Raw genomic sequence first — 14,904 nt, forward strand, 5'->3', positions numbered from 1 at the left:
TCAGTCCAGATCGGACAGCCGGGCCGTCAGGTCCTCGACCAGCTTCGTCATGAGCCGGTCGAGGAGCTGGCGGTCTTCGGCGGTCCAGTCGCTCATCGCGTCGGCGAACCAGCCCTCGATGACCGCGACGTACCGTTCGGCCGCGGTTTTCCCTTCCGGCGTCAGCTCGATCAGCCGCGCCCGCTGGTCGTCCGGGTCGGCCACGCGCCGCACCAGCCCGCGGCTTTCCAGCCCCTGCACCTGCCGCGTCACGTGCGGCCCGACGACGTTCATCCGGTTCGCGATCTCGCCGACCCGCAGCGGCGCGTCCTCGATGTGCAGGATGCCGAGCACGCTCATCGCCGGCCGCTCCAGCGGCAGCCCGGTCGCCTCGACCGCGCGCTCGAACAGCTTGCCCCGGCGCAGCGTCCCGCTCAGCTCGTTCAGCCGGGGGAGCAGGTCCCGGAACAGGGAAGGGACGGCGGACATCGCGGGCTCCTTGAATAGATACCTAACTTAGGTATACAGTTGGATCACCGGGATCGCGCGAGGCGGTTCCGGCCGGTCTCGAAAATAATACCTAAGGTAGGCATCTATCGCCTGCCGGGGAACAAAGGGGAGAACCATGAGCAGGAGTGTGCTGATCTCGGGGGCGAGCATCGCGGGCCCGGCGCTGGCGTACTGGCTGAACCGCTACGGCTTCGCGGTCACTGTGGTGGAGAAGGCGGCCGCGGTGCGCGGCGGCGGGTACCCGATCGACATGCGCGGCCCGGCCGTCGAGGTGCTGCGGCGGATGGGGCTGGCGGAGCAGGCGCGGGAGCGGCACGTCGCCACCCGGCGGCTCTCGTTCCTCGACGCGGACGGCAGCGTGCTGAACAGCGTCGCGCCGACCGTGATCACCGGGGACGAGGCCGGGCACGACATCGAACTGGCCCGCGGCGACCTCACCAGCCTGCTGTACGACGCGGTCCGCGACGACGTCGAGTTCCGCTTCTCGGAGTCGATCGCCGCGCTGGACGACCGCGGCGACGCGGTCGACGTGACCTTCGCCAGCGGCCGGAGCCAGACGTTCGACCTGGTCATCGGCGCGGACGGGCTGCACTCGAAGACCCGTTCGCTGGCGTTCGGGCCGGAGGAGGAGTTCCACCGGTATCTCGGCTACTGCTTCGCCGGATTCACCATGCCGAACTACCTCGGTCTCTCGCACGAGGGCAGGTCCTGGGCGGTGGCGGGCCGGTCGGCGTCGCTCTACGCCGCGGGCGACCGCGACGGCGACCACGTGCACGGATTCCTGGTGTTCACGCACGCCGAGCCGCCCTTCGAAGCGTTCGCCGACCCGGCCGCACAGCGCGAACTGGTCGCGAGCCGTTTCGAGGGCTGCGGCTGGGAGGTGCCGCGGATGGTCGAGGCGATGCGCTCGGCGGACGACCTGTTCTTCGACGTGGTCAGCCAGATTCATCTGCCGGTGTGGTCGAAGGGGCGCGTCGCGCTGGCCGGGGACGCCGCGCACGCGACGTCGTTCCTGTCCGGGCAGGGGTCGAGTCTCGCGATGATCGGTGCGTACTTGCTGGCGTACGAGCTGGCGGATGCCCCGCACGACGTCGCTTTCGCGGCGTACGAGCGGCGGTCGCGGGAGTTCGTGGAGGCCAACCAGGCGCTGGCGACAGGCGGGTCGGCGCTGATGTCGCCGCGGACCGAGGCGGAGGTGGCGGCGCGGAGCGCGGCGTTGCGGGCGGTGGACGGGCTGCCGGGGGAGGAGCACAGCGAGGTGCACAACTTGCTGACGCTGCCGCCGGAGCGCACGACCGTCTGAGCTCGTGAGCGGCGTTGCCGGTTAGAACCGGCATGAACACTCACGAGTGCGGCGTGCGAGGCTACTGCGGCATTGCGCGGTGACGGAACGGGGCGGGATGAACGCGATTGCGCGCGGCGGCGGGATGCTCGCGGCGGTTCTGGTGGTCGTCGGCGGCACGGCCGGGCTCGGGGTGGCGCTCGGGCTCGGCGGGACGGCGGTGCTGGCCGGGCTGACCGCGTTGTTCTGCTTCATCGCCGCCACCGGCGGGCCGTTGCGGCCGGATCTGTGGCTGCTCGCGGCGTTCGCGCCCGCGGTGGTGATCGGCGGGGCCGGGCCGCGGTTGCTGGGCGAGGTGTCGCCGGTCGCGTCGATCGCGCTGCTCGTGCTGGTGGTGTTCGCGGCGGCGGTGGTGCCCGCGCTCGGGCCGCGGTACGTGACGGTCGGGCTCGGACTCGGCATGGCTTCGGTGTTCGGTTACGGCTTCCAGTTGAGCGGGGCGGCCAGCCCGGTGCAGATCGTCTGCGCGCCGGCGCTGGCCGTCGCGGTCGTGTTCGTGCTGCGGCTGCTGATGGGCCTGAGCGACCCGGGCAAGCCGACCCGCACTGCGCTGGCCGACGCGCTCGCCGGACCGGATCGCGCGAGCGCGGAGCGGGCGGTGCGGTTGTGGGTGACCGACCGGCCGCGCGCGTGGCAGGCGCGGGTTCTCGCTGGCGGCGCCCGGTACCACGGCACCGCCGCATTGCTGCGGGACCGGCTGCGCGCGTTCGACGAAGAGCAGGCAGCGGCGGTTTCCCGCGTGCTCGACGCCGCGGACGAACAGGTCGCGGAGTTGGCGGAAGCCGTGCGGGCCAAGACCGTTTCGGATCCGCCGGAGATCGAGCGGGTCGACCCGGACGTCGCGTTGCCCGGCGACACCGCTGCGCTGCTTGATGAAGCGTGGGCTGGGTTGTTCGCGATCCGGGAAGCCGTGCTGAACCGCGACGAGTCCATTGTGGACTTTCCGCGGCATCTCGTCCGCGAGGCCTTGCGGCGCGAGGCGACCGGGGTGTTCTCGTGGCGGTCCGCGCAGTTGCGGCACGCGGTGCGGTGCGCGCTGGGGATGCTGGTCGCCGCGGTGATCGCGACGTTCCGGCCCGGCGATCCGCTCACCGTGTCGTTCCTCATGACGACGTTCGCGCTCATGCAGCCGGAATGGCGGGACACGCTGGCGAAGGCGTGGCAGCGCGCGGCCGGTGCGGCGGCCGGGGCCGTGGTGCTGGCGGTCGCGTTGTGGTTGCTGCCGCCGGGCGCGTTGCTGCCGCTGGGGATTGTCGCGCTGCTCGTCGGTTTTCCGTTCATGCAGGTGCAGCCCATGGTGTTCAACGGGTGCATGGTGCTCATGAGCGTCGGGATGAACGCGACGACACGGCATCTGGACGCGGTGTCGGTGCTCGTGGAGTACCTGCTGCTGGTCGTGCTGGCGGTGGTGATCGGCCTGTTGTTCGGCTTCGCCGCGGTGCCCGGGGTGCCGAAACCTTCGGTGGCGCAACGGTTTTCCGACGCTGTCTCCGAAACTGGCGAGCTGCTCGCGTCGGTGGCGGAGCGGTTGCGCGGCGGAGGCGGCCGGCGTGAGGTCGGGCTGCGGTTCCGCGCGGCGGCTCGGACGCATCAGGACCTGCTGAGCCCCGAACCCGGTAGCCGGGAGCCTTCTTCGGAGCAGCGAGAAGCCTTGGAAGAGGCCGGACAGGGGTTGCGCGGTCTCGCGGCTTCGGCGGGCGCGCTGCTGCAGCGGGACGGGCAGTCGCCGACGATGGCGTCCTTCGCGGAGGCGGCGGCGGGCGCGCTGGCCGGAAGCGGGGAACTGCCGCCGCGACCGTCGGAGGCGGACGAGGAGGAACGGCTGCTGGCCGACCTCGTACGGGCTGACCTGCTGCGCGTGCACCGCGGCGCGGAGGTCCTCGCGAGCTGAAGGTCCGTGCGGACACCGGATGCTTCCCCTGCGTCCCTTCACCTTCCGCGTTCGCGGTGTCACCATCCGGACATGAGGAAACTCCCGCTCGCCCGCGTCGCGACGGTGGCAGCCTGCGTCGCGTTGCTGTTCCCGGTGTCCGCGGCGTACGCCGATCCGCCGCACAACCTGCCGCAGAACGCCAACGGATACGAGCAATCCTTCTCGCCCGCCTACGACTACGACGGCGACGGTTGCTACGCCACGCCCGCGATCGGCCCGGACGGCACTCTCGCGCCCGGCCTCAAGACCACCGGCGCGGTCAACGGCAACTGCCACGACCAGTCGGACCTGGACAACTCCCAGACCTACTCGCGCTCCACCTGCAACCACGGCTGGTGCGCGGTCGTCTACGCGAGCTATTTCGAGAAGGACCAGGCCGTCGACGGCAGCGGCCTCGGCGGGCACCGGCACGACTGGGAGCACGTGATCTCGTGGATCGACCAGTCGTCGAACCAGGTCGAGTACGTCACGACCACACAGCATTCCTCGCAGGTGACGTACCCGCGGTCGAAGGTGAGTTTCGACGGTGCCCACCCGAAGGCGGTGTACCACAAGGACGGCCCCGGCACGCATTTCTTCCGCCTCGCCGACGCCCACGACGAGCCGCCGGAGAACCACTACCACGATTGGCGCTACCCGCCGCTGGTCGGCTGGGACGGGTGGCCGTCGAGCGCGCTGCGCGACCGCCTCATGGCCGCGGACTTCGGCGCCGCGACGATCAAGATCAGCGACGGCCGGTACCAGGACCTGCTGGAGAAGTCGAAGCCGGCCGGCATCCCGTTCGACCCGCGCGGCTAGCTTTCCGGGTGCTCCACGCGACACAACTCACCCGGGCACCCGCGCGAAAACCGGGTAATAGTAATCGGCATGCACTCGGACTCCGCGCTCCCGCTCGACGGAATCACCGTCGTCTCCATCGAACAGGCAGTCGCCGCCCCGCTGGCCACCCGCACCCTGGCCGATCTGGGCGCGCGGGTCATCAAGGTGGAACGCGCCGACGGCGGCGACTTCGCCCGCGAGTACGACCATGTCGTGCACGGAACCGGCGCCCACTTCGTCTGGCTCAACCGAGGCAAAGAATCCCTGGCCGTAGACCTGAAAACCGCGGAAGGCCGCGACGCGGTCCACCGCCTGATCGCCCGGGCCGACGTCTTCGTCCAGAACCTGGCTCCGGGCGCGGCCGCGCGGCTCGGGTTCGGGGCCGAAGAACTCCGCGCCGGCCATCCGGAACTGGTGGCCGTCGACCTCTCCGGCTACGGCGCCGGCGGGCCGCGGGAACAACGCAAGGCCTACGACATGCTGGTCCAGGCCGAAGCGGGCCTGATCGGCATCACCGGCACCCCGGACACCCCGGTCAAGACCGGCATCCCGACCTCCGACATCGCCTCCGGAATGTACTGCGCGCAAGCGGTGCTGGCCGCCCTGCTGCGCCGCTGGCGGACCGGGCAGGGCGCGACGGTCGAGGTGTCGATGCTGGAGGCGACTGTCGAGTGGATGGGCTACGCGATGTACAGCCAGATGTACTCCGGACGCCAGCCCGCGCGCATGGGCTTGAGCCACGCGTCGATCGCCCCCTACGACGCGTACCCGACGAAAGACGGTCAGATGCTGATCGGGGTCCAGAACGACAGCGGCTGGCGGACGTTGGTCACCGCAGTCCTCGAAGCCCCGCAGCTGGCCGACGACCCGCGATTCACCACGAATGTGCAGCGCGTCGAACACCGCGCGGAATGCGACGCGGCGGTCGCGGCCGAGACCGCCCGATGGTCCACAGTGGAATTGGACGAGCGGCTCGCGAACGCCGGAATCCCTGCGGCGCAAGTGAAACAGGTGGCCGACGTCGTGGCCGATCCGCAGCTTCGCGCCCGCGACCGCTGGCGCAAGATCGGCACCGAACACGCGACCGTCGACGCGCTGCTGCCGCCGGTGACGTTCGCGGACGTCGAGGCGCGGATGGGCGACGTACCCGCGTTCGGGGCGCATACCCGTGCGCTGCTTGAAGAAGCCGGGGTCGACGCGGAGGACCTGCTGCGCCGGGGGATCGCCGCCGAGCCGCGTTGACAGTTGTATGGTGCATCTCTAGCATGCGGGGACATGCCGGGAGAAGACCGCGACGGCGATGCCCTGGACGCTATCCACCGCGCGATGATCCTGTTTTCCCGCGGGTCGCGGGTGCGCTCGAACGAACTGTACGAGGGGCTCGGGTTCGTGCAGTACACGATGCTGTCCTCGATCGACCTCGCGGACTGCGCGCACGCGGCGGATCTCGCCCAGGAGTACGGGCTCGACCCCTCGACGGTGAGCAGGCAGCTGGCGGAACTGGAGACCGCCGGGCTGCTGGTGCGCAGCCCGGACCCGCGGCATTCGCGCAGGCAGCGGCTGGAGCTGACCGAAGCCGGGCATCGCGCGCTGGCGATTACCCGTGCGGCGCAACGGAACCGGCTCGAAGAGCGGCTGCGCGACTGGCCGAGCCGCGACGTGGCCGAGTTCGGGCGGTTGCTGAGCAGGTTCGTCGAGTCCTGACCGGTCCACTGTGGACGGACCCGGCTCAGCCGCGGCGGATCGGGCCCAGTTTCGCGGAAAGGGCCTCGGCGAGGTCGGCCGGACGGGGCGGCCCGGCGGCGCGGTCGGCGGCCCAGGCGAGCGCGAGCCTGCTCGGTTCCCAGCCGTCCTCGTCGATCCGGACCAGCTTGAACTCCGGCGGCGAGAACATCCGGCCGATAAACGACGCCGGCGCGTAGGACACGAGCGCGACCAGCCGCCGGTTGAACACCTGCGCGGCCATTTCGAGTTCGCCGCCGCGCCCGCTGACCGCGCGCACGATGTTCCGGACGCCGCGTTTGGCGAGTCTCCTGGTCAGCGCGGCGAGGATGACCGGGTTCGGCCGGGCGAAGTCGATGACCACCTCGCGGTCGCGCAGTTCCTCGATGTGCACGAGGTCGCGGCAGGCGAGCGGATCGTCCGCGCGGACCGCGATCGCGCCCTGGTACTCGGCGACGGTGCGGGCGCGCAGCCGCTGATCCTCGACCGACAGGTGGATCAGCCCGAGCTCCAGATGCCCGGACACGAGTTTCGCGGTGACCTCGGCGGCGGAACCGGCGACCTCGAACGTCGCCGGAGCGGCCAGCCCGCCGACCGCGGTTTCCAGGTCCTCGAGCAGATCCGACGGCGCGTACGCGGTGGCCCCGACCCGGATCGGCGTGCCGTCCTCGAGAACTCCGGCCGCGATGTCCTTCAGGTCGTCGACCTGGCGCAGGATCGCCCGCGCCGGGCCGAGCAGCGCCTGGCCGAGCGCGGTGAGCCGGACCTCGTGGTAGTGCCGCTCGAACAGCGGCCCGCCGAGCTCGCGTTCGAGCAGCTTGATCTGCTTGCTGAGCGGCGGAGGGGTGATCCGCAGCCGGTCCGCCGCGCGCTTGAAGTGCAGTTCGTCGGCGACCGCGACGAAGTACTTCAGCCGGGTGAAATCGATCTCCATCGTCCAATGTCCAGCGAGGCGAGCGGGTTGCGGCGATCATACGGCGGGGAGCGAAGTTCGGCGGGGCGCCGGGCGGGTTTCCGGGGTGGCTGGGCCGGGTTAGCGGGTTGCTGGGCGGCTAGGCGGGGCGGCTTCGTTCGGGCCGCTGGATTCTGGGGTGCCTGGCCACTCGGCGAGGGGCTGGGGCGGGTTCGCCGAGCGGCCGGGCGGATTGTGGCGTGGCGGGGTGCTTTCGCTTGGCTCCGTCGGGCCTGGGGCGGCGGACTGCCAGGCGGGCACTCGGCCCCGCCGCATCCTCGGGCGGCAGCATCGGCGAGGCGTCGGATGCGGCTTCGCGGGAAGCAAACGTTCGCCTCGAAGCTCGCCCCGCCGGAAATCACCCGGCGCGAGCAGCCCGCCCGCCCTGCTCCTCAGGCGCCTCCAACACCCCGCGAGCGACCAACCCAGCCGTCTCCGCGACCCCCAACCCCAGCAGTTCCGCCGCGATCTCGAACGTCTGCTCGCCCAGCAACGGCGCCTGCCCCGTCGGCGGATCGGCGACATGCGCGGCATGGATCTGCACGTTCTCCAGCACGTACGGCTCCTCCGCGCACGGATGCAACTCCTCCCGAAACACCCGCCGCTCCCGGTACTGCTCCCACTCCGGCAAATCACCCGCCCGCAGCATCGCCCCGGCCGGAACGCCCGCGGCCTGCAGCAGATCCATCGCCTCGAACGGGGAATGCCGCTCCGTCCACTCGGTCACCGCGGCGTCGATCCGGGTCCGGGAAGCGGCGCGGCCGGAGCGGGTGGCCAGACCGGGGTCGGCAGCCAGGTCAGGGCGGTCCAGCACCGAGCACAACGCACCCCAATCCGCGTCGTTCCGTACCGTGACGGCGAGCCAGTCGTCGTCGCCGGCGGTCGGGAACACGCCCCACGGCGCGTCGTGGGCCGGTTCGGTCAGGTGGTGGCCCCGGCGGGCCAGGTCTTCGGCGGCGATCCGGTCCGCGAAGTGGCTCAGCATCACCTCGGACTGCGCGACGCTCACCGACCCGCCCTCGCCGTCGCGTTCGCGCCGGACGAGCAGGGCCAGCGCGGCCAGCGCGCCTATCCGGGCGCATACGTGGTCCGGATAGACCGTGACGGCGTCGCTGAACGTGCCCGGTTCGCCCGGATAGATCCACTCGCTCGTGAGTCCGGTCGCGGCGCGCACGAGCGGGCCGTAGCCGAGCCGGGCGGCCCACGGGCCGGTCGGGCCGAAGGCGGAGCTGTCCACGACGACGATGCCCGGGTTCACCTCGGACAGCGCGGCCCGGTCGAGCCCGAGCGAGGTGATGACGCCGGGTTTGAAGTTGGTCAGCACGACGTCCGACTGCGCGACCAGTCGCCGCACCAGCGCTTGGCCTTCCGGATCGCGCAGGTTGACGCCGATGGCGCGTTTGTTGCGGTGCCCGGCGGCGAAACCGTGCGACATCAGGCCGGGCAGCGCGGCGCGGGAACCGTCCGGGAAAGCCGAGTTCTCGATCTTGATGACGTCCGCGCCGAGGTCGCCGAAGAGCCGTCCGGTGTCGCCGCCGACCACGATCACGCCGAGGTCCAGGACCCGGATTCCCTCCAGCGGACGTCCTTCGCCGCGCCGGGAGCGTCCCGCGAGGATCGGCGCGGCGGTGACGCGTGCGCCGGTGTCGGGGCCGGCGACGGCGCGGTGGCCGTCGATCTCGGTGATTCCGGCCGGGACCGGCGCGACGAGTCCGGGGGACAGTTCGGTGTCGCGGAAGAACCCGCGTGCGGCGAGCTGGTCGGTGTGCAGGGCTTCGGCGAGCGTGAGCACGGCAGCGGTCGGCACGCCGTGGCGCTGGCCCTCGCACTCCAGCGAGGCGCGGGTCTGATCGGCGAAGAAGCGGCCGATCGCGGGCAGCAGGTCCGGCGACGCGTAGCGTTCGCGCACCTGGTCGTACTTCGGATCGGCGAATTCGGCCGGGCTGCCCATCCACGCGAACATCCCGCGCCACTGCCGCCGCGACAGCAGGCAGATCCGGATGTACCCGTCCTGGCACGGGAAAATCGGGTACCGGTGGCGTTCTTCGGTGCGTCCGCGCGGGAGGTCGCTCAACGGCACCCCTGCGGCCGCGCTGCCGACCATGCCGAACGCCGGGTCCAGCGCCTGCATCGCCCCTTCGAGGACGGCGAGGTCGATGCGGTCGCCGCGTCCGGTGCGCAGCCGGTCCAGGTACAGGCTCACCGCCTGGAACGCGGCTTGCGCGGCGGCGACGTGGTACGGCAGTTCGCCGGGCGGCAGCAGCGGCGCGCGGCCGGGGATGCCGGACCGGGAGAGTTCGCCGGTCAGCGCGTGGAACACCGGCGTGGTGGCCTGCCAGTGCCGCCGGGTCGTGGCGCGGCCGAAGTCGCTGATCGACAGGACGACCAGCGCGGGATGCCGGGTGCGCAGGCCGGGGACGTCGAGCAGTTCTTCGGCGCGCGAACCGGGCGGAGTGGTCTCGATCAGCAGGTCGGCGTCGGCCAGCAGCTGTTCCCAGCCGTGCGAGCCGGGTTCGGCGGTGGCGTGGGCGAAGCCGTGCCGGTCGATCGCGGTGCCGATCGCGACGCCGTCGACGACCGGTCCGGTGGTGCGTTCGTCGGTGACGCCGGGCAGGACGACCCGGGTGACGCGCGCGCCGAGATCGGCCAGCAGCCGTGCCGTCGCGGTCATCGGGCCGGACGACAGATCGAGCACGCGGACCCCGGACAGCGGCGGGTCGTAGGTGTCGGGCAAGGGAACCAGCCTCCTCGGGGCTCAGCTGCGGCGGACGGCGCGGAAGGGCAGGTCGCGGTCGATCTCGGGTTCCTTGGGAAGCCCGAGGACGCGTTCGGCGATGATCGTGCGCTGGATCTGGTCGGTGCCGCCGCCGATGGACGTGAAGAACGCGTTGAGCGCCAGGAAGTTCACGTCGTCGGCGACCGGGTTCTCGTCCCCGGCCAGCAGGGTTTCCGGACCGGCGATGGCGGTGCGCAGCCGCCCTTCGGCGTGCAGGATGCCGGACATCGCGAGCTTTCCCAGCGACATCACCGAACTTGACGTGCCCTGTTCGGCCGCGGCTTTCGCCCGGGCGTTGTTCAGCGCGTTGAGTTCGCGCAACGCGAGCACGGTGGCCAGGTTGTCGCGGATGACCGGGTCGGCGAGGCGGCCGCGTTCCCGCGCCAGTTCGACGAGGTCGTCGGCGACCGAACCGTGCCGCGAGGCACGCGCGCCGTCGCCCATGATCGAGCGTTCGTACGCGAGCGCGGTCTGCAGCACGCGCCAGCCCTTGCCCTCTTCGCCGACCAGGTAGTCCGCCGGGATTTCGACGTCGGTCAGGAAGACCTCGTTGAAGTGCGCTTCGCCGGTGATCTGCACCAGCGGCCGGATGTCGACGCCGGGCTGGTGCATCGGCACGACGAAGTAGCTCAGGCCCTTGTGCTTCGGGACGTCCCAGTCGGTCCGCGCGATCAGCAGCGCGTAGTCCGCGGTTTTCGCGCCGGACGTCCAGACTTTCTGGCCGTTGACGATCCAGCGGTCGCCGTCGCGGACCGCGGTGGTGCGCACGCCGGCGAGGTCCGAGCCCGCGCCGGGTTCGCTGTAGAACAGGCAGGTCCGAGAGCGTTCGGTGAGGACGTCGTGCAGCAGGTCGTTCTTGAGTTTTTCGGTGCCGAACGCGAGGACGGTGTTGGCCGGGATGCTGTATTTGTCCTGGCGGGCGCCGGGTGCGTCGACGGCGTCGAACTCCGCCGCGATCACGTCGGCTAGCTCGGCCGGGTAGGCGCGGCCGGACCATTCGACCGGCCAGGTCGGCACGGCGTATCCGGCGGCGACGACCTTTTCCAGCCACGCGACGCGTTCCGGGGTGGTGCTCCAGCGATCCTCGGCCGGGGCGAGCCCGGTCCATTCGGCGGCGAGCCACGCGCGGACTTCTTCGCGGAGTTGATCGACGGTGATCATGGTCAGGCCCCCTTCGAGACGAGGTAGCGCTCCCGGTGCAGCCGCGAGCCGCCGAACAGCTGTGCGCCGGAGCGGGCGCGGCGCAGGTACAGGTGCGCCGGGTGTTCCCAGGTGAAGCCGACCCCGCCGTGCATCTGGATCGCCGACAGAGCAACGGTTTCGTACGCTTCCGCGCAGGCGAACCCGGCGAGCGCGATCGCGCCGGGACTGCCGTCGGCCGCGGCGTGCCGGGCGGCCGACGTCGCGGATTCGACGTCCAGGAGCCGGTCCGCCGCGAGGTGCTTCATCGCCTGGAAACTGCCGATCGCGCGGCCGAACTGGACGCGGGTTTTGAGGTAGTCGACGGTCGTTTCGAAAATCTGCCGGGCACCGCCTGCTTGTTCTCCGGCGAGTGCGATCACGCTGACGTCCAAGGCTTTTTGCACGGCTTCCCAGCCTGCAGTACCAATTCGTCGCGCTGGTGTATCAGCGAAGGTGAACTGGGACAGCCGCACGGTCGGGTCGAATACCGACTCCGCGGTGCGAGTGAAACCCGACGCGTCGGGTGCGACCTCGAAGATGCCGATGTCGTCGCCGGTGCGAGCCACCACGAGAATGACGTCGGCAACCTGGCCGAAGGTCACATAGGGCGTGGTCCCGGTGAGAGTTCCGTTTGCTTGCACCGCAACGCTTTCGGGCGTCCAGGTGGCGCTGACGGCGACGGTCCCAATCGAGGATCCGTCGGCCAGTGCGGGTAGCAGACGGCGTTTGTCCTCTTCGGACCCGGCGGCGTCGATGAGCGTCGAGGTCAGCACCGCGCTGGACAGGAACGGCGACGGCAGCAGCGCCGCCCCGATTTCCTCCGACACCGCTTCGAGTTCTTCCGCGCCCAGGCCGACTCCGCCGTATTCCGTCGCGATCAGCAGGCCGGGCAATCCCAGTTCGGCCAGTTGTTTCCACAGTTGCGGGTCGTAACCGGAGTCGCTCGCCATCACGCGGCGTACGTCGGACTCCGTGCAGCGGTCCGCGAGCAGGTCGCGCACCGCCTCCCGCAGCTGTTCGGTTTCCGCGGCGCTGATCGCCATCGCCGGACCGCCTTTCCCGTCGTCGGGTCTCGATTCCCATGCTGGGCGCGGAAATCCGCGATGTACATCACGGATTCCGACACCGGCAGGTTTCCGGGAGCGACATCGGCGCACGTGTCGCGGGCGCACATCTGCCGGTGTCCCGACCGGTCGTTTACGCCGCGTCAGCGGGATGCGAACGTGGAGGTGCGACCACCGGTCGGGAACGGAGTGCGATGATGACGAGCAGGCGGGAGACCCCGGCGCGCCGGAGGGCGGCAATCGCCGGTCTCGGGCTCACTGAGCTGGGGAAAGTCTACGGTCCGAGCGCGCGGCAGTTCGCCGCGCAGGCCGTCCGGCGGGCAGCCGCGGACGCCGGGATCGGGCTGTCCGACATCGACGGGCTGCTGGTGTCCGCCGGCACGACGCCCGGCGTGGACCTCAGCCTGCAAGTCGACTTGGGACTGCGCGACCTGCGCCTGTTCACCCAGATGCAGGCGTTCGGCTCGACGGCGGGCGCGATGGTGCAGTACGCCGCGATGGCCGTCGAAGCGGGCATGGCCGACACCGTGGCCTGCGTCTTCGCCGACGCGCCGCTCAAGGAGGGAAAAGCGACCGGCGCGGCCTACGGCGGACGGCGCACGACCCCGACCGGCTGGGGAAGCCTGCTGGGCTCCAGCGGTTTCGCCGGGCCGAACTCGTTCTACGCCCTCGCCGCGCGACGGCACATGAAGACTTACGGCACCACGAGCGAACAACTCGGCGCGATCGCGGTCGCGCAGCGCGCGTGGGCGGCGAAGAACCCGCTGGCACAGCTGCGGGATCCGATCACCCTGGCGGATCATCAAGCGTCGCGGTTCATCGCGGAACCGTTCCACCTGCTGGACTGCTGCCTGGTGTCGAACGGCGGTGCGGCGGTGATCGTGACGTCCGCCGAGCGGGCGAAAGAACTCGCCCAGCCCGCGGTGCAGGTGCTGGGCTGGGGACAAGCGCACCCGGGCAATTCCTTCCGCCGCAACGACAACCTCGGTCTCGTGAGCGGTGCGGCGCAGTCCGGCCCGGCGGCGATGGAGATGGCCGGAGTGACCATCGAGGACATCGACGTCGCCGAGATCTACGACTGCTACACCTTCACCGCGCTGCTCACGCTGGAGGACTACGGGTTCTGCGGCAAGGGCGAAGGCGGCGAGTTCGTCGCGACGCCGGGCATGCTCGGCCCGGACGGCAAGCTCGCGGTCAACACTGGCGGCGGCCAGCTGTCGTCCTACTACCTGTGGGGCATGACGCCGCTGTCCGAGGCGATCATCCAGGCCCGCGGCCAGGGCGGCGAACGCCAGGTGCCGAAGCACGACACCGTGCTGGTTTCGGGCAACGGCGGCATTCTGGACCACCACAGCACGCTCGTGCTCGGAACGGAGGCATGACAGTGCGGATCAACCCAGTCGCCCGCGACGAGGAGTCCGCGGCGTTCTTCGACGGCACTGCGGTCGGCGAGTTCCGGCTGCTGCGGCGGCGCGGCACCGGCGAGTACCTGGACCCGCGCACGGTTCCGGACCCCGACGACGATCTGGAGTGGACGGCCGCCGCCGGAACCGGCACGGTGGTGTCGTGGTCGGTGGTGCACAAGCGGGCGCGCGACGGCGGCGAGCCGGAGCGCGTGGTCGTCGGCATCGTGGAGCTGGCCGAGGGACCGTGGTGGTGGTGCCGGCTCGACGCCGACCCGGACGCGGACCTCTGGCAGCTGCCGGTGCGGGCAGCGTTCGTGCCCTCCGGTCCCGAATCTGACCACGAGAAGGTGCCGGTCTTCGCACCGGCGGAGGAGGACGGTCATGCCCGCTGACGCCCCGGCCGCGCTTGTCGAACAGCGCGGACACGTCCTGGTCGTCACGCTCAACCGGCCGCACGCGATGAACGCGGTCAACGCCGAGCTGAGCGAACTCGTCGGCACCGCGCTGGACCGGGCCGAACAGGACCCGGAAACGCGCGTCGTCGTGCTGACCGGCGCCGGGGAGCGCGCGTTCTGCGCCGGCGCCGACCTGAAAGCCGTGTCGCGGGGCGAATCGCTCGCCGCGCCCGGGCACGAGGAGTGGGGCTTCGCCGGCTACGTGCGGCACCCGATTTCCAAGCCGACGATCGCCGCGGTGAACGGATTCGCCCTCGGCGGCGGCACCGAACTCGCGCTGGCCAGCGACCTGGTGGTGGCGGCCGAATCGGCGAAATTCGGGCTGCCCGAGGTGAAACGCGGCCTGTTCGCCGCGGCGGGCGGGGTGTTCCGGCTGCCGCGGCAGATCCCGCAGAAGATCGCGATGGAGATGATGTTCACCGGCGAACCCCTGGACGCCGCCCGCGCGGCGGCGCTGGGGCTGGTGAACCACGTCGTCCCGGACGCCGACGTGCTGACCGAGGCGCTGGCGCTGGCGGAGAAGATCGCCGCGAACGCGCCGCTCGCGGTGCAGGCCAGCAAACGCGTTGCACTGGGCATTGTGGACGGTGCGATCGCGTCCGACGACAGCGACTGGGACAACACTCGGGAGAACGCCGTCGGGGTCATGACGAGCGAGGACGTCCGCGAGGGAACCCTGGCGTTCGTCGAGAAGCGCGCGCCGGTCTGGCAGGCGAAGTAAGCGTTCTGTACTCGGGAAAACGCGCTCTGTGCGCATCGACCGG

The 14,904-nt window shown here is 71.0% G+C and carries 13 protein-coding genes; 8 read left to right on the forward strand and 5 right to left on the reverse strand.

What is annotated here, in order from left to right; genetic code table 11:
- Entirely contained in the window at positions 1–468 is a 468-nt protein-coding gene (locus EIZ44_RS12215; protein WP_037812343.1) for a MarR family winged helix-turn-helix transcriptional regulator, read from the reverse strand.
- Between the two features lie 136 nt (positions 469–604).
- On the opposite strand from EIZ44_RS12215, the gene EIZ44_RS12220 reads away from it, so the two are divergent.
- The 5 genes from EIZ44_RS12220 to EIZ44_RS12240 all read left to right on the forward strand — a co-directional run bounded on the left by EIZ44_RS12220 (position 605) and on the right by EIZ44_RS12240 (position 6,287).
- On the forward strand, positions 605–1,792 hold the full coding sequence (locus tag EIZ44_RS12220; protein ID WP_134728612.1) for an FAD-dependent monooxygenase: 1,188 nt from the start codon (positions 605–607) through the stop codon (positions 1,790–1,792).
- Between the two features lie 97 nt (positions 1,793–1,889).
- Positions 1,890–3,722, forward strand: a complete 1,833-nt coding sequence (locus EIZ44_RS12225) for an FUSC family protein (RefSeq protein WP_134728613.1) — start codon at positions 1,890–1,892, stop codon at positions 3,720–3,722.
- A gap of 72 nt (positions 3,723–3,794) precedes the next feature.
- Entirely contained in the window at positions 3,795–4,562 is a 768-nt protein-coding gene (locus EIZ44_RS12230; RefSeq protein ID WP_205673114.1) for an NPP1 family protein, read from the forward strand.
- Between the two features lie 69 nt (positions 4,563–4,631).
- Positions 4,632–5,825 carry a CaiB/BaiF CoA transferase family protein gene (locus EIZ44_RS12235; RefSeq protein WP_134728615.1) on the forward strand — a complete coding sequence of 398 codons (1,194 nt, stop codon included), beginning with the start codon at positions 4,632–4,634 and terminating at the stop codon, positions 5,823–5,825.
- 33 nt (positions 5,826–5,858) lie between these two features.
- Positions 5,859–6,287: a MarR family winged helix-turn-helix transcriptional regulator gene (locus tag EIZ44_RS12240; protein WP_037812335.1), complete on the forward strand. Its 429-nt coding sequence runs from the start codon at positions 5,859–5,861 to the stop codon at positions 6,285–6,287.
- A gap of 25 nt (positions 6,288–6,312) precedes the next feature.
- On the opposite strand, the gene EIZ44_RS45890 is transcribed toward EIZ44_RS12240, so the two are convergent.
- The 4 genes from EIZ44_RS45890 to EIZ44_RS12260 all read right to left on the reverse strand — a co-directional run bounded on the left by EIZ44_RS45890 (position 6,313) and on the right by EIZ44_RS12260 (position 12,258).
- Entirely contained in the window at positions 6,313–7,239 is a 927-nt protein-coding gene (locus EIZ44_RS45890; protein ID WP_037812333.1) for a LysR family transcriptional regulator, read from the reverse strand.
- Between the two features lie 376 nt (positions 7,240–7,615).
- Positions 7,616–9,991, reverse strand: a complete 2,376-nt coding sequence (locus EIZ44_RS12250) for a CaiB/BaiF CoA-transferase family protein (RefSeq protein ID WP_134728616.1) — start codon at positions 9,989–9,991, stop codon at positions 7,616–7,618.
- Between the two features lie 21 nt (positions 9,992–10,012).
- The gene (locus EIZ44_RS12255; protein WP_134728617.1) at positions 10,013–11,194 is read right to left on the reverse strand and encodes an acyl-CoA dehydrogenase family protein; all 1,182 of its coding nucleotides are present in this window, start codon (positions 11,192–11,194) and stop codon (positions 10,013–10,015) included.
- Positions 11,195–11,196: 2 nt separating this feature from the next.
- Positions 11,197–12,258 (reverse strand): acyl-CoA dehydrogenase family protein, encoded by a 1,062-nt coding sequence (locus EIZ44_RS12260; RefSeq protein WP_134728618.1) that lies wholly within the window; start codon positions 12,256–12,258, stop codon positions 11,197–11,199.
- A gap of 218 nt (positions 12,259–12,476) precedes the next feature.
- On the opposite strand from EIZ44_RS12260, the gene EIZ44_RS12265 reads away from it, so the two are divergent.
- The 3 genes from EIZ44_RS12265 to EIZ44_RS12275 are packed head-to-tail and all read left to right on the forward strand — an operon-like array spanning position 12,477 to position 14,861.
- The gene (locus EIZ44_RS12265; protein WP_043835779.1) at positions 12,477–13,661 is read left to right on the forward strand and encodes a thiolase family protein; all 1,185 of its coding nucleotides are present in this window, start codon (positions 12,477–12,479) and stop codon (positions 13,659–13,661) included.
- Positions 13,658–14,077, forward strand: a complete 420-nt coding sequence (locus EIZ44_RS12270; RefSeq protein ID WP_205673115.1) for a Zn-ribbon domain-containing OB-fold protein — start codon at positions 13,658–13,660, stop codon at positions 14,075–14,077. Before EIZ44_RS12265 ends, EIZ44_RS12270 begins: the two co-directional genes overlap by 4 nt.
- Positions 14,067–14,861, forward strand: coding sequence for a crotonase/enoyl-CoA hydratase family protein (locus EIZ44_RS12275; protein WP_134728619.1), 795 nt, complete (start codon positions 14,067–14,069; stop codon positions 14,859–14,861). The genes EIZ44_RS12270 and EIZ44_RS12275 overlap by 11 nt, the downstream gene beginning before the upstream one ends.
- Positions 14,862–14,904: the final 43 nt, after the last annotated feature.

This window comes from Amycolatopsis nivea, assembly GCF_004522235.1.
Taxonomy (GTDB): domain Bacteria; phylum Actinomycetota; class Actinomycetes; order Mycobacteriales; family Pseudonocardiaceae; genus Amycolatopsis; species Amycolatopsis nivea.

What these genes read in the sequence shown, in the direction of transcription:
- EIZ44_RS12265 (WP_043835779.1), top strand. Translation starts at nt 12,477, where the DNA reads ATGACGAGCAGGCGGGAGACCCCGGCGCGCCGGAGGGCGGCAATCGCC.
- EIZ44_RS12225 (WP_134728613.1), top strand. Translation starts at nt 1,890, where the DNA reads ATGAACGCGATTGCGCGCGGCGGCGGGATGCTCGCGGCGGTTCTGGTG.
- EIZ44_RS12260 (WP_134728618.1), bottom strand. Translation starts at nt 12,258, where the DNA reads ATGGCGATCAGCGCCGCGGAAACCGAACAGCTGCGGGAGGCGGTGCGC.
- EIZ44_RS12235 (WP_134728615.1), top strand. Translation starts at nt 4,632, where the DNA reads ATGCACTCGGACTCCGCGCTCCCGCTCGACGGAATCACCGTCGTCTCC.
- EIZ44_RS12230 (WP_205673114.1), top strand. Translation starts at nt 3,795, where the DNA reads ATGAGGAAACTCCCGCTCGCCCGCGTCGCGACGGTGGCAGCCTGCGTC.
- EIZ44_RS12255 (WP_134728617.1), bottom strand. Translation starts at nt 11,194, where the DNA reads ATGATCACCGTCGATCAACTCCGCGAAGAAGTCCGCGCGTGGCTCGCC.
- EIZ44_RS12240 (WP_037812335.1), top strand. Translation starts at nt 5,859, where the DNA reads ATGCCGGGAGAAGACCGCGACGGCGATGCCCTGGACGCTATCCACCGC.
- EIZ44_RS12215 (WP_037812343.1), bottom strand. Translation starts at nt 468, where the DNA reads ATGTCCGCCGTCCCTTCCCTGTTCCGGGACCTGCTCCCCCGGCTGAAC.
- EIZ44_RS45890 (WP_037812333.1), bottom strand. Translation starts at nt 7,239, where the DNA reads ATGGAGATCGATTTCACCCGGCTGAAGTACTTCGTCGCGGTCGCCGAC.
- EIZ44_RS12270 (WP_205673115.1), top strand. Translation starts at nt 13,658, where the DNA reads ATGACAGTGCGGATCAACCCAGTCGCCCGCGACGAGGAGTCCGCGGCG.
- EIZ44_RS12275 (WP_134728619.1), top strand. Translation starts at nt 14,067, where the DNA reads ATGCCCGCTGACGCCCCGGCCGCGCTTGTCGAACAGCGCGGACACGTC.
- EIZ44_RS12220 (WP_134728612.1), top strand. Translation starts at nt 605, where the DNA reads ATGAGCAGGAGTGTGCTGATCTCGGGGGCGAGCATCGCGGGCCCGGCG.